12 protein-coding genes are annotated in these 13,165 nt (G+C 65.0%); 7 read left to right on the top strand and 5 right to left on the bottom strand.

Features of this window, described 5'->3' with window-relative positions; all coding sequences use genetic code 11:
- The first annotated feature begins 33 nt into the window (after positions 1 to 33).
- From ASG64_RS18125 to ASG64_RS18115, 3 genes are all read left to right on the top strand, one after another.
- A complete protein-coding gene (locus ASG64_RS18125; protein WP_056075261.1) occupies positions 34 to 876 on the top strand; it encodes an SDR family oxidoreductase in 843 nt (280 codons plus the stop codon).
- A 54-nt stretch (positions 877 to 930) separates the two neighbouring features.
- Positions 931 to 1,473: an NAD(P)H-dependent oxidoreductase gene (locus ASG64_RS18120; RefSeq protein WP_056075258.1), complete on the top strand. Its 543-nt coding sequence runs from the start codon at positions 931 to 933 to the stop codon at positions 1,471 to 1,473.
- Positions 1,474 to 1,590: 117 nt separating this feature from the next.
- On the top strand, positions 1,591 to 2,571 hold the full coding sequence (locus ASG64_RS18115; RefSeq protein ID WP_056075256.1) for an aldo/keto reductase: 981 nt from the start codon (positions 1,591 to 1,593) through the stop codon (positions 2,569 to 2,571).
- 72 nt (positions 2,572 to 2,643) lie between these two features.
- Here the strand turns inward: ASG64_RS18115 and ASG64_RS18110 are convergent, their stop codons facing one another.
- From ASG64_RS18110 to ASG64_RS18095, 4 genes are all read right to left on the bottom strand, one after another.
- Entirely contained in the window at positions 2,644 to 3,519 is an 876-nt protein-coding gene (locus ASG64_RS18110) for a sugar phosphate isomerase/epimerase family protein (protein ID WP_056075254.1), read from the bottom strand.
- A 61-nt stretch (positions 3,520 to 3,580) separates the two neighbouring features.
- Positions 3,581 to 3,856: a GntR family transcriptional regulator gene (locus tag ASG64_RS18105; protein WP_056075251.1), complete on the bottom strand. Its 276-nt coding sequence runs from the start codon at positions 3,854 to 3,856 to the stop codon at positions 3,581 to 3,583.
- 21 nt (positions 3,857 to 3,877) lie between these two features.
- A complete protein-coding gene (locus tag ASG64_RS18100; RefSeq protein WP_056076191.1) occupies positions 3,878 to 4,837 on the bottom strand; it encodes a substrate-binding domain-containing protein in 960 nt (319 codons plus the stop codon).
- Between the two features lie 130 nt (positions 4,838 to 4,967).
- Entirely contained in the window at positions 4,968 to 5,948 is a 981-nt protein-coding gene (locus tag ASG64_RS18095) for a LacI family DNA-binding transcriptional regulator (protein WP_056076188.1), read from the bottom strand.
- A 184-nt stretch (positions 5,949 to 6,132) separates the two neighbouring features.
- Here ASG64_RS18095 and ASG64_RS18090 point away from each other — a divergent pair, with 184 nt between their 5' ends.
- The 4 genes from ASG64_RS18090 (at position 6,133) to poxB (ending at position 10,765) form a co-directional block, all read left to right on the top strand.
- Positions 6,133 to 7,308, top strand: coding sequence for a Gfo/Idh/MocA family protein (locus ASG64_RS18090; RefSeq protein ID WP_056075248.1), 1,176 nt, complete (start codon positions 6,133 to 6,135; stop codon positions 7,306 to 7,308).
- Between the two features lie 31 nt (positions 7,309 to 7,339).
- Entirely contained in the window at positions 7,340 to 8,338 is a 999-nt protein-coding gene (locus tag ASG64_RS18085) for a sugar phosphate isomerase/epimerase family protein (RefSeq protein ID WP_056075246.1), read from the top strand.
- 407 nt (positions 8,339 to 8,745) lie between these two features.
- Positions 8,746 to 8,979 (top strand): hypothetical protein, encoded by a 234-nt coding sequence (locus ASG64_RS21675; RefSeq protein WP_156388411.1) that lies wholly within the window; start codon positions 8,746 to 8,748, stop codon positions 8,977 to 8,979.
- Positions 8,980 to 9,031: 52 nt separating this feature from the next.
- A complete protein-coding gene (poxB, locus tag ASG64_RS18075; RefSeq protein WP_056075238.1) occupies positions 9,032 to 10,765 on the top strand; it encodes a ubiquinone-dependent pyruvate dehydrogenase in 1,734 nt (577 codons plus the stop codon).
- 202 nt (positions 10,766 to 10,967) lie between these two features.
- Here the strand turns inward: poxB and ASG64_RS21930 are convergent, their stop codons facing one another.
- On the bottom strand, positions 10,968 to 13,130 hold the full coding sequence (locus tag ASG64_RS21930; protein WP_200933497.1) for a DUF6924 domain-containing protein: 2,163 nt from the start codon (positions 13,128 to 13,130) through the stop codon (positions 10,968 to 10,970).
- Between the last annotated feature and the right edge of the window lie 35 nt (positions 13,131 to 13,165).

Raw genomic sequence — 13,165 nt, 5'->3', positions numbered from 1 at the left:
ACTGCGCCGACTGCCGGCGCACGGAAGGACATCATGAGCAAGGTCATCATCGTCACCGGAGCAGGGCGGGGACTGGGCGCAAACATCGCCCGCGAAGCACTCGCAGCAGGGCACCGTGTCGTGGCCACCGGCCGACGGCCCGCGGAGGTCGAGAAAGCACTCGGGGGACCGCAGGCCGACCTGCTCGTCACCGAACTCGACATCACCAGCGTCGAAGACGCCGAGGCCACTGCACAGGCTGCCATCGACACGTTCGGGGCAATCGACGTCCTGATCAACAACGCCGGCAACCTGTACACCGGCTACTTCGAGGAAATTTCCCCCGAGCAGTTCCGCCGACAGTTCGAGACCAATGTGTTCGGCTCCATGAACGTCACGCGTGCGGTCCTGCCGTTTCTCCGCAAGCAACGATCGGGCCATGTCATCACTGTGACGTCCACGGCGGGATTGGTCGGCATGGAGTTCACGTCCGCGTACGCATCATCGAAGTTCGCGGAGGAAGGGTGGATGGAGTCGTTGCACTACGACGTCGAGCCGTACGACGTTCACACCACGATCGTGAATCCCGGCTACTTCCGCACCGAACTCCTGGTCGACGGATCCACCATCTGGCCCGAAATCTCCCTCGACGATTACGCCCCGCGCACCGCGCCACAGATCGAGAGCATGAAGAGCATGAACGGCCGTCAGCCCGGCGATCCCGCCAAACTTGCTCGCGCCCTTCTGACCGTTGCCGATCAGAGCACGCCGGTACGCCGATTCATCGCCGGCTCGGACGCAATCGACGCTGCCGTGACCAAGGCGCAGGAACTCCTCGCGGACGCGGAGGCTTCCCGTGAACTCGGAGAGCGACTGTCGTTCGACGACGTCGCCTGACGTCGCCCTCTCCCCTCGAACACTCGATAACTCTCTCTCAGTGAAGGGTTCACCATGTCCAAGATCCTGCTGATCGTCGCGCATCCCGACCTGGCCGACGCCTCCAAGGCCAACGCCGCGCTCGTGAATGCGGTGAGCGATCTCGACCACGTCACCGTGCACGACCTGTACGCCGCATACCCCGATTTCGCGATCGACGTCGAAGCCGAGCAGAACCTGCTTCTCGATCACGACGTCATCGTCTTCCAGCATCCGGTCTACTGGTACAACGTGCCCCCACTGTTCAAGCTGTGGCAGGACAAGGTCTTCACGATGCCGTTCGCCTTCACCCCGGATCGGTCCCCCTCACAACTGTCGGGGAAGAAGGGCATCGTGGCCGCCACGACAGGCGTCCCGGCAGAGCACTACACCCTCGAGGGCGCCAACCGGACGACACTCGAGGCGCTCCTCGAAAACTGGACCGCGACCCTACGTCTGTGCCAGTTCGACGTTCAGCCCCTCTTCAAGGTTCACGGAGTGGCATTCGGAGGCACCGACGAAGACCTTGCGACGTCAGCGAAGGACTACCGCGAATTGATGCTCTCGTACGCGGACTGACCGGTCGCGCACCCAGGGGGATCCTGGCAGTAACCCCACTGACAGGACCTTCCTGCGGTGCGCCGAGTGCAGTTCACTGGACAGCGGACGAACCATCGGCGAAGGAGAGAGCCTGACATGAAGACTGCACGCCTCGGTGACCTGACAGTCTCGCGCATCGGCCTGGGCGCGATGACGATGGCGGGGACCTACACGACCGGCGTCACGCTCGACGACGGCGAATCCATCCGCACCATCCGGAGAGCGCTCGACCTCGGTGTCACCCACATCGACACAGCAGAGATTTACGGCCCCTTCCACAGTGAGGAAGTCGTCGGGCGAGCGATCGCAGGTCGACGCGACGACGTCATCATCGCCACCAAGTACGGCCTCGTCTCCCATGCCGGCGGCGGACCCGGAAACATCGACAGCAGTCCCGACAACATCCGCGTCGCCGTCGAGGGTTCACTCTCGCGACTCGGGGTGGACCACATCGACCTCTACTACCAGCATCGAGTGGATCCGGCCGTCCCGATAGAAGACACCATCGGAGCTGTCGCCGACCTGGTCGAGGCGGGCAAGGTTCGACACATCGGCTTGTCCGAGGCAGGCGTGGCGACTATCCGACGAGCTCACGCCGTCCACCCCATCGCAGCACTGCAGACCGAGTACTCGCTGTGGAGCCGCGAACCCGAGACCGAGCTGTTCCCGACGCTTCGGGAACTGAACATCGGGTTCGTCCCCTACTCGCCGTTGGGTCACGGTCTGTTGACAGGCCGGATTCGTAGCGTGGACGACTTCGCCGACGACGATTGGCGCAAGGACAACCCCCGCTTCGTGGGCGAGAACTTCCGACGCAACCTGGCACTGGTCGACGAAGTGCGCCATATCGCCGAACAAGCGAACGCCACACCGGCTCAGGTTGCCCTCGCGTGGATCCTGCTCCAAGGAGAGGACATCGCACCGATTCCGGGTACCCGCAGGGTCGATCGGGTGGAGGAGAACACGGCTGCCGATGGCATCGAACTGTCCCCGGAACAGGTGCAGCTTCTCGACGATCTGACTCCTGCGGCCGGCGCACGCCACAACGACGCGAACATGGCCACTATCGATTCGTGACGACGGGGTTGGAGCACCTCGTCGCGTGAACGACGCCTCGACGGACGAGACTCCGACAGCCGTCCTGATTGTCTAGCGGGTGCTGAACTTCTCGACGTACTTGTTCATGGTGTCGAGTTGTCGTCGGGAGACGTCGTGGGCGTTCTCGTTCTCGGCGAAGACGCTCGAGACCATGACGGTGTCCTTGTCGTAGAACCCGAGTTCGCCGAGGCCGCCGAAGAACTGGTCCCAGTCGACGTCCCCGTCCCCGATCTCGAGGTGCTGATGCACCCGCACCGCGTTGCCGGGTGGGTTGGTGATGTACCGCAAGCCGTGCGAGCGGTGATGGTCCATCGTGTCCGCGACGTGGACGAGGCGGATCATGTCCCCGGCGGTGGCCATGATCGCCGGCAGGTCACCGCCCATGTGGAACTGGTGGCACGCCACGATGACCATCCCGATGTTGGGGGAGTTGATTCCGCGGATGGTGCGGATCGCGGCGAGCCCGTCCTCGACGAAGTCGTCCGGGTGCGGATCGATGAGGACGTCGAGTCCTTCGCGTTCGATGATGGGGACCAGTTCTTCCATCGACCGGTAGAACGCCCGCTCGGATTCCTCCGGCTTCTCCGGTCGACCGGAGAACTCGGTGTTCATCGTCGACACGCCGAGGTCGACGGTGATCTGGATGGCCCGCTTCCAGTACCGCACGGCCGCTTCGCGGGCGTCCTCGTCGGGACCGGACCAGCGCAGCACCGGCAGCACCGAGGCGATCCCGACGCCGGCGTCAGAACAGGCTTTGCGGAACTTCGCGACCAACCCGTCGTCGGCCTTGGGGTGGTTGAAGAACGGGATCATGTCCACGTGCGGGGTCAGCTGCAACCACTCGTACCCCAGATCGGCGACCACGGCGGGCAGCTCGAGCAGTGAATGCGAATGATGGAACGGCGTCGGATCGAGAGCGATCTTCATAAATAGTCCTGTACTGGTCGGGAGTGAACGCCGGCGTGAACTCGTTGGTGCACAGCAGTAGTCACGAGGCGAGCGACCGAGCGTCGTGCCGTGGGGTTCTGGCGACCAGGCCCCCGGATTCGACTCGCTGTGCGTAACCGTCTCGGACGAGTACGCGCTGAGCATGGATGACGGTGTCGCGGGAGACTCGCAATCTCCGCGACATGGAGCGTGCGCTCTCCAACGCGCCGCCGTCATCGAGTGCTCCGGAGTCGATCAAAAGCCGAACCTGTTGCACCATCTGGTGATAGATCGGAACCGGGCTCGACGTGTCGAGTTCGATGCGGTGATGCGACATGGCTGTCTCGCTCCTACGGTCCTAGCGAGTGCCGCCGGCGGCGAGGTCGGCGATGGCGTCGATGTTGGTGGCGTCGATGAATGACGGTCCCGTCAGCACGGCCTGCCCGCCGCCGAGCGTGTTCTTGTTGTTCAGGTAGAGCCAGAGCGAGTCGACCGCCAAGTATCCCTGCAGGTAGGGCTGCTGGTCGATGGCCCAGGCCACGTCCCCGGACTTCACGGCGTCGACGAGCGCACCGTTGGTGTCGAACGTCGCGATCTCGGCGTCACTACCTGCGGCGCTGCGTGATTCGACGGCGGCGAGCGCGATGGGCGCGCCCAGTGTCAGGACTGCGTCGATGGTCGGATCCTGCTGCAGCTTCGCCTGGATGGTGGCCTGCACGGACGGCAGATCCTGGCCGTTGACGTTGAGATTCTCGATCTTCCCGCCGAAGCCCTCCGCGACACCGGCGCACCGCGCTTCGAGCGACACCGCTCCCTGCTCCTGGATGACGCAGACGGCATTGGTCGCACCGTCCGCCTTCAGGCGCTCACCGGCGGCGATCCCCGAGGTGCGCTCGTCCTGACCGAAGTACCCCTGGACTCCCATGTCCTTCCAGTTGTCGTAACCGGAATTGAAGGCGACGACCGGTACCCCGGCCGCGACCGCGGCTTCGACGTTCGGTTGCATCGCATCGGGTTTGGCCAATGTGACCGCCATGGCGTCGACGCCGGAGTCCAGCGCGTTCTGCACGAGGTTCGCCTGATTCGGCGCCTCTACCTCACCGTTGTATTGCAGGTCGATGTTGTCCTTGGCGGCAGCCGCTTCCGCTCCGCGCCGGATCAGATCCCAGAACGTGTCACCGGGAGGGGCGTGAGTGATCATGGCGATCGTGGCACGCGGAGTGTCGGCGACGCCGGCGTTCGCACCTCCGTCGGCCTGGTCGGGAGCGCCACCGGAGCTGCTGCACGCGGTGAGTGTGGTGGCGGCAGCGAGTGCCATGGCGACCGCAGCGCGACGTGTGGAGATCACGAGGAGTCCTACTTTCCAAGGAGGTAGACGGATCTATTTGACCGGTCTAGTAGCAGAACTATGACGTGGCACACAGGGCGCTGTCAAGAGGTGGGTCAGGTCAGGACGGGACGGGACCCGACGTCGAACGTACGACCAGACGTGGTCGCAGCACGACGGACCGTGGTTCGGTCCGTCCGTTGTCGAGTCGATCCACCGCGGCGTCGACGGCACTGACGGCCTGCTCGCGTGCCTCCTGGCTCACCGATGTGAGATCCACGTGCGCGAGCTGGGCCAGCACGCTGTCGTCGTATCCGGTGACCGACATCTGTTCCGGCACAGTGATTCCTGACCGTTGCAGTGCGTCGAGGAGACCCACTGCACTGCGGTCGTTCGACGCGACGACGGCCGTGGGGCGCGTGGCTCGCCGCATGACGGCCGCGGCAGCAGCCACGCCCGAGGCCTCGGTGAAGTCACCCTCGATGATGTCCACGTGGGCGTCGAGGCCGTGGCGGTGCATCGCTCGCACGTAGCCGGATCGCCGGTCCACCGCGATCGGGTTCGACCCGCCCGTCAGATGAGTGATGCGCTGATGACCGAGCCCCACGAGATGGTCGACCACCGAGCTCATCCCGCGGAGATCACCGGCGCGGACCACGTCCACGTCGGGCCGGGCCAGGCGCCGACCCACCGACACGATGGGCACGCGGGCGTTCCACAGGCTCAACAGCTCGGACTCCACCTCGGGACCGAGAAGTACGACTGCCTCGCAACGGAAGTCGAGCAGGGTGTTCATCACCGCCTCTTCCCCGTGCGTCGGAGTGAGTGCGCCGAGGACCACCTCGTATCCGCGTTCCGACGCGTGCTCGACGAGGTGCTCGACCATCTCCGCATGAAAGGTGTTGCGAATGTTCGTCATCACGCCGAGGAGGTGCGTGCGACGCAGTGCGAGCAGTGCCGCACTGCGGTTCGGCCGGTAGTCGAGCTCCGCCGCAACCTCCATGACCCGCTCACGCGTCGCCGCGCTGGGCCCCTGCACGCCACGAAAGATCATGCTCACGAGCGCTTTCGACACCCCTGCTCGATCGGCTACGTCCTGCATCGTCGTGGTACGGGAACGGCCTCCGCCGCGGGACACCGAGCTGTCGGACACGCGGATCCCCTCATCGGTCGGCGGGCAGCACCCTTGACAGGGGCGTGATGCGACTCTCATAGTAGACCTACTAGACCGGTTCAATAGACCGAGTCAGTGTCCCCCCACCACGAATCTCGAGAGAGCAGTTCTCATGACCCACGACTCGATCGGCGTCGCCGTCATCGGCGGCGGTATGGCCGGCCGCGCCCATGCTGCCGGATACCGCATGGCCTCCACTCTCTTCGGCACCGACCGGCCCGACGTCCGCCTCGTCGCCATCGCCGACACGAATGCCGCAGTAGCCGACGACACTGCGAAGCGTTACGGGTACGAGCGCGCCGAGTACGACTGGCAGTCGATCGCCGTCGCCGACGACATCGACGTGGTCAGTGTCGTCGTCGCGAACCATCTGCACCGCGAGATCGTCGAAGGTCTGCTCGCCGCAGGCAAGAACGTGCTGTGCGAGAAGCCGCTCGCCGGGTCGATCACCGATGCGGAGGCGATGGTTGCCGCCGCGTCGATGTCGTCCGGTATCGCCACCGTGGGGTACACCTACCGCCGCTCCCCTGCCGTCCAGGCCATCGCCGACGAACTCGCGGCCGGCCGCCTCGGCGACATCGTGCACTTCGACGGCCGCTATCGCGCCGACTATTCACTCGACCCCACGGGTCCCATGACCTGGCGTTACCGAGGCGGCCCCGGCACCGGTGCGCTCGCCGACGTGGGCAGCCACCTGATCGACCTCGCCGAGTACGTCGCCGGGCCCATCACCGAGGTGCGCGGCGCCCAGTTCGCCACCGTGATCGGCGAGCGGCCTGTTCCCGTCGGCGTCACCTACGGACACACCAAGGCCGAGACGACCGGCGACATGGCCTCCGTCGAGAACGAGGACGTCGCCACCTTCACCGCGGCGTTCGCCGGCGGCTTCGTCGGCACCTTCTCCGCCTCACGTGTCTCCCATGCCAACCCCGACGGACTGTCCTTCGATGTCTTCGGCACGACAGGATCGGCCTCCTGGGCGCTCGAGCGCGCTGCAGAATTCCACATCTCGACCACCGACATCGACGACGCCGTCAACGGCCGTCGCCAGGTGATCGTCGGACCCCAGCACCCCTACATCCGGGGCGGACTCCCGATGGACGCCGGCGGCGTCGGTCACGGCAAGGCCGAGTTCTTCGCTTACCAGGCACGCGCCTTCCTCGACCAGGTCGCGGGGATCGACGGCCTGCCGCCTCTCCCCGACTTCGCCCACGGGTTGCGCGGTATGCAGCTCGTCGCCGCGATCACCGAATCCGCAGCGAACAACGGCACCGCCGTCAAGATCTGACCACTCGACCACCACACACTGAGGACCAGCCATGAAGCTCGGCGTCTACAACGCGATCCTGCACGACAAGCCACTCCCGGAGGCGCTGGCGACCATCGCCTCCCTCGGGCTCGAGGGCATCGAGATCAACTCCGGCGGGTTTCTCCCGCCGGTCCACATCCCCGTCGACGACCTCCTCGCCGGAACCGTCAGTGCAGCTGACTATCTCGCGACGTTCGAGGGAACGGGCGTCTCGATCCAGGGACTGAACTGCAACGGAAATCCGCTGCACCCCGATCCCGAGGTAGGACCGGAGGACGCCGACGATCTCCGCAAGTCCATCCGCGTCGCCGGACTGCTCGGCATCGACCGCGTCGTCACCATGTCCGGCCTACCCGCCGCGCACGCCGGCGGCACCTGGCCCGCGTGGCACGTCAACACCTGGGACTCGGGCTATCTCGACTCGCAGGACTACCAGTGGGACGAGGTCGCGGTGCCGTTCTGGAAGGAGATCGACGCCCTCGCCCGCGAGCACGGTGTCAAGATCGCCATCGAGATGCACCCGCAGAACCTCGTCTTCAATCCGCCGACCATGAAGCGACTCGTCGACAAGGTCGGCGCCACCAATGTCGGCGCGGAGATGGATCCCTCGCACCTGTTCTGGCAGGGCATCGACCCGGTCAAAGCTGTCGAATGGCTGGGGCCGTTGGTGTTTCACGCCGCTGCGAAAGACACGCGCATCAACCCGAACTGCGAGATCTACGGCGTACTCGACGATCGCTTCACCCGCATCCCGGAGGATCAGAACCCAGTGGGCCTCGGCGGCAAGCACGTGGTCAACAAGTGGCCCGAAGACTCGGCGTGGGACTTCGTCGCCGTCGGCAACGGACACGACACCGCCTTCTGGGCACGCTTCCTCCAGGCCCTGCACAAGGTCGACCCGGACATGGCCGTCAACATCGAGCACGAGGACACCGCCTACGGACCCATCGAAGGCCTACGGATCGCGGCGGAGACGCTGAAGGATGCAGCCCGTACCGCTGGGATCTGACGCCCTCGCATCGGTCGTGCTCGTAGATTTCCGGATGCCGCTGCGGTGCGCGGCATCGGCCAGATCGGCGGTGACTTGGAGGGAGATTCCTCAGGTTGAAGTCGCGCCTCAGTCTGAAGGCCGAGGAACTCTATCCGTGGCTCGACGAGCAGTTGGCCGGGTTCACCCCCTGACGAACGGCCGCGTGGCACGCTGACCAACTTCGCCTCACCGACAAGGGTGTGGTGGGCTTACCCACTGATCGGTGCGGTAACGGCACCGGTTCTGGCTGCGCCGTGTGCGATCGCCGACGTACGACTGGTTCGGCAACGCCGGCGTACGACTGGTTCGGCAACGCCGGCGACCGATGGTCGACCGGACGCAGTGAACGACCGCTCGACGGTGAGTTGGCGCCGTCACGCTCTTCTGTGGCCGGCGATCTGCTGCGCTCTCGCATCGATCTGCGCCGTCCTGTGGGTCGCGGCGCTGGGTGGGTCGACCACGACCTGGGGTCGATTCTCGCGGTGCCGGCCCGGGTGCCGATCGCTGTGGTGGTGTCCGTGTTCGCTTTCGGCATCGTCGCCACGCTCGCGTCGAGTATCTACGCGCGTGATCTTTTCGCCGACGTGCCCGCACCCATCGACTGGGATCGCGAAGTCTGATTCAGCTGATTCCACCACGCTTCGGACGCTGATCCGGCGCATACTGTTCGCCATGGCAACCGTCGCAGACCACTTCGTGCAGACCCTGACCGAGAGTGGCGTGACCCACGTCTACGGTCTTCCGGGTGATTCGCTGAACGGCTTCACCGACGCGATCCGTCGGCACGACGGCATGACGTGGCAGCACGTCCGTAACGAGGAAACTGCCGCCTTCGCCGCAGCCGGTGACGCCGCGATCACCGGTGAACTCGCGGTGTGCGCCGGCAGTTGCGGTCCCGGTAATCTGCACCTCATCAACGGGCTGTTCGACGCGCACCGCAGCCGGGTACCCGTGCTCGCGATCGCGGCGCATATCCCGCGCAGCGAGATCGGATCACAGTACTTCCAGGAAACCCACCCGCAGAACCTCTTTCAAGAGTGCAGCGTCTTCTGCGAGCTGGTCAGTGACCCGGAGATGGCGGAGCACGTGTTCGCGATGGCGATGCGCGCGGCGATCGAGGAACGCGGAGTCGCGGTGGTTGTCGTTCCGGGCGAAGTGCTGCTGGCGCATGCCGAACAGAGAAAGGCCACCCCGGCAATCCGCGCCACGACGTCCCACGTGCGTCCTGACGACGTCTCGCTCGACGAGGCCGCGTCGATCCTCAACTCGTCGGACAACATCACCATTCTGGCCGGCGCCGGTGTAGCAGGCGCGCATCGGCAACTGCTCGAGATCGCCGGCGCCCTGCAGGCTCCGGTCGTACACGCGCTGCGCGGCAAGGAGCATGTCGAGTACGACAATCCCTACGACGTAGGAATGACGGGTCTGCTCGGCTTCGCCTCCGGATACCGTGCAATCTCACATGCCGACGTCCTTCTCATGCTGGGCACCGACTTTCCGTACCGCAATTTCTACCCCGACGACGCGAAGATCATCCAGGTGGACATCCGTGGCCAGAACCTGGGCCGCAGAGCGACCCTGGACCTCGGCTTGGTGGGTACCGTCGCCGATACCGTGGACGCTCTGCTCCCCCGTATCCACGCGAAGACGGACAGCAAGCATCTGGACACATCGGTCAAGCACTACCGCAAGACACGCAAAAATCTCGATTCGTTCGCCGTGGACGACCGGCACCGCACACCCATCCGGCCGGAGTACCTGGCACGCATGGCAAACGAGCTGGCCGACGATGACGCCGTCTTCACCGTCGACGTGGGATCGCCCGTCGTATGGGCCGCCCGGTACCTGACGATGAACGGCAAGCGCCGGCTGCTCGGGTCGTTCAATCATGGATCGATGGCGTGCGCTCTCCCGTTGGCGATCGGTGCGCAGACCGCACAACCCGGACGGCAGGTGGTCGCTTTCGCCGGTGACGGCGGTTTGACGATGGGCTTCGGGGAGCTGATCACCTTGATGCAGAGTGGTCTGCCGGTCAAGGTCATCATCTTCGACAACTCGTCGCTGAATTTCGTCGAGCTCGAGATGAAGGCTGCCGGCATCGTCAACTACGGCACCGACCTGAAGAACCCCGACTTCGCAGCTGTAGCAGAGGCTTTGGGAATGTTCGGCCGACGAGTGGAGAAGCCGGAGGATCTCGAGGCGGCCCTGACCGACGCGTTCGCGTACGACGGTCCCGCCGTCATCGACGTCGTCACCGCGGCGCAGGAGCTCTCCATCCCTCCCAAGATCACCCTCGAACAGGCGAAAGGGTTCACACTGTACGGAATTCGGACGATCCTGTCCGGCCGGGCCGACGAACTCGTGGACCTCGCGGACACGAACGTCCGTCGCCGAATTTTCGACTGAGAGATTCGTCGCCTGTCCCCCTGGTCTGGCTGGTCGACACCGATGGACGTGCAATGTTGGCGGAACTGCCCCGCGAGCGCGAGAACGGGCTGGTCGCACCGCCCGCACTGGTAGCGCTGGACGCAGTGACACTGGTTAAGGCACTGCGGCTGGGCGTCTGTGAATATCTGTCGTATGACGGTGCGGCCCACCATGAATAGCGCTAGGCGTGACTTGCGGCAACCACCCGCAGCCCTTCCGGTGGCACTTCCCGGACGATGAACTCGTTCTCCACCGCGGTCACGACGGCAACGTAGAACATCGGGTTACCGTCGATCTGGACCGAGCAGCCGATGCTGAACCCTTCGAGCCTCGGGATTCGCCGCAGGGCGGGCTCGACGTGCCCAACCATGTCCGGGCCGTGCAGGCGCACCGCCTCCGCTGTGACCGCGCGCCGCACAGCCTCGCGGTCGACGAGTTCGTCGTCGTCGGTGAGCGACGACAGCGACACCATCTCGGGGGAGATGAAGGGAACCTCCAGCACCGCCGACGGGTCGGCGCCACCGTCATGCACCTGCTGATCTGTCGGCGGAAGGAACTCGAGTCGATAGGCCGCCAGGGGCCGGTGGGAGCCCACGTCGAGTAGGAACGCCCAGTGCGCGCCGTGCACGGGCACCGAGCCGTGCAGTGCCGGCCCCCCTCGGGCCGCGACCTCACGGAACTCGTCATACCCGACGAGCTCGGTATCGGTACGGCTGTCGTAGTCGGCCGCCAGCAGTTGGGTGTGCACGTCGGCCATCTCCGGCTCGAACAGCTGGATCGGGTACGGGTACTTCCAGCCGTCGATCTCGCGGTGGAAACGTCGTAACGCGTCGGTGTGCAGATGACCGGCGATCCACCCGGCCACGTCCCGAGTAGTCACCGACGCGACGGGTTGCGCAGGTTCCGGGAAGCCGCGGAAGACGCCGTCTGCGTCGACGCTGTCCGCGAAGTCGTCGAAATCCATGTTGGCGAGCGACAGATTGTTCTCGATGCTCCACATCTCCGACGGAACTACTCGGAAGGTCTTTCCGCGCGGACGCTCCGGATCGTCGTCGGCGGTCTCGACGACGACAATGGGATGTTCATGGTTCTGTACCGCTTCGGTATCGGCGACAAAGATGTAGTACGGCGGCGGGTCACCCAACGCCAGCAGAAGTTGCTCGATGGACCAGCCGTCATGATCGGAGTTGTCGATACATGTCAGTACGGCTTCGAACTCCATGTCGTCGCCTTGGTCGACAGGTGCCATAGCGGCGAGCGCGACCTCACGCCAGGCCGCGTCGTCGGAAAAGTCGGTCCGGATGAGGAGCGACTCCCCCGTCAGGTGATCGGCGAGCACACGCCCCGTTCCGAGCATCTCGCGAATCTCCGCTTCGCGTCGTGCGTGCGCTTCTTGGTCGATCTCGGCCGTGATGTCTGCGGCATCGCGTTCCGGCGGGTCTACGGGCACGATCGACTCGATGATGCGCTCGCAGTCCTCCTTGCGCATCTCCTCGTAGGAACGGATCTCGTAGGTCCATTGACCGATGCCTCGACGATGACGGGCCGGGGTTTGGTCGTTCGGCCAGGTCACCTCGGGCTCACCGATCGCGGTCACCCAACGGCGAAGCGTGAAGTGCGCAGTTTGTCCCCCGACTGCCAGAACGAGTTCACCTGTACGAGGATCCCCCGATTGAGGCGTGGTGGTGATCGTCATCGGCAACCAGGTAGGAACTGCTCGGGCGATGCCTGCCAGGGCCTGCTCTCGCTCCTGCTGCTCGCGTTGCATGCGGGCCATCTCGTCGGCTGCCGGGCGTGACGGTCCCGACCAGCGGAACAGGTCGGTGTCGAATTCCTCGTCCAGGACCGGGTTCTCGAGTTCCATCCACTGGTCGCCGTACTGCCACCGCAACGCAACTCCCAGTTCGGCGTCGATCACGTACGTGATCTGTTCGGTGGAGTGTGGATCGGCGGCAGTCACTTCCCACCCGTCGCGCCCGCGCACGGTGACCGGTCGCGGAGCGGTCGGATCGGTGAAACGTGAGTCATCGAACCCGTGATTGCTCCTCTGGGGGAACGCGTCGTAGGCGCGCAGCAACGGGGACGGCGACCCCATGTCCATGTAGAACGTGTTCGCATTCTTCACCGCGTGGACCATCCCGCCGTCCGCGTCACGCGACCACCGGTTGTCAGCGTTCTCGATGAATGTCGGTGATCCCGACTCGTCCTCGTGGCGCCACGACGTCGTTTCCGGCTCGTGGCGGACAAGCTGTCGAGATCCATCGCTTCGGTGCACGACACCGCGGACGGTGCGGCCCATCGTGCCGTAGTTCTGTGCTCGGACTTGTTCCCACTTCGGAGCCATGAGCAGAACGTACTCGAAGGTACGAAGTGTCGCCC

Origin of the sequence: Rhodococcus sp. Leaf247 (assembly GCF_001426185.1) — a bacterium.
Taxonomy (GTDB): Bacteria; Actinomycetota; Actinomycetes; order Mycobacteriales; family Mycobacteriaceae; genus Rhodococcoides.
This window is presented reverse-complemented; position numbering and strand designations above follow the sequence as displayed.

What these genes read in the sequence shown, in the direction of transcription:
- ASG64_RS18125 (WP_056075261.1), top strand. Translation starts at nt 34, where the DNA reads ATGAGCAAGGTCATCATCGTCACCGGAGCAGGGCGGGGACTGGGCGCA.
- ASG64_RS18120 (WP_056075258.1), top strand. Translation starts at nt 931, where the DNA reads ATGTCCAAGATCCTGCTGATCGTCGCGCATCCCGACCTGGCCGACGCC.
- ASG64_RS18115 (WP_056075256.1), top strand. Translation starts at nt 1,591, where the DNA reads ATGAAGACTGCACGCCTCGGTGACCTGACAGTCTCGCGCATCGGCCTG.
- ASG64_RS18110 (WP_056075254.1), bottom strand. Translation starts at nt 3,519, where the DNA reads ATGAAGATCGCTCTCGATCCGACGCCGTTCCATCATTCGCATTCACTG.
- ASG64_RS18105 (WP_056075251.1), bottom strand. Translation starts at nt 3,856, where the DNA reads ATGTCGCATCACCGCATCGAACTCGACACGTCGAGCCCGGTTCCGATC.
- ASG64_RS18100 (WP_056076191.1), bottom strand. Translation starts at nt 4,837, where the DNA reads ATGGCACTCGCTGCCGCCACCACACTCACCGCGTGCAGCAGCTCCGGT.
- ASG64_RS18095 (WP_056076188.1), bottom strand. Translation starts at nt 5,948, where the DNA reads ATGCAGGACGTAGCCGATCGAGCAGGGGTGTCGAAAGCGCTCGTGAGC.
- ASG64_RS18090 (WP_056075248.1), top strand. Translation starts at nt 6,133, where the DNA reads ATGACCCACGACTCGATCGGCGTCGCCGTCATCGGCGGCGGTATGGCC.
- ASG64_RS18085 (WP_056075246.1), top strand. Translation starts at nt 7,340, where the DNA reads ATGAAGCTCGGCGTCTACAACGCGATCCTGCACGACAAGCCACTCCCG.
- poxB (WP_056075238.1), top strand. Translation starts at nt 9,032, where the DNA reads ATGGCAACCGTCGCAGACCACTTCGTGCAGACCCTGACCGAGAGTGGC.
- ASG64_RS21930 (WP_200933497.1), bottom strand. Translation starts at nt 13,130, where the DNA reads ATGGCTCCGAAGTGGGAACAAGTCCGAGCACAGAACTACGGCACGATG.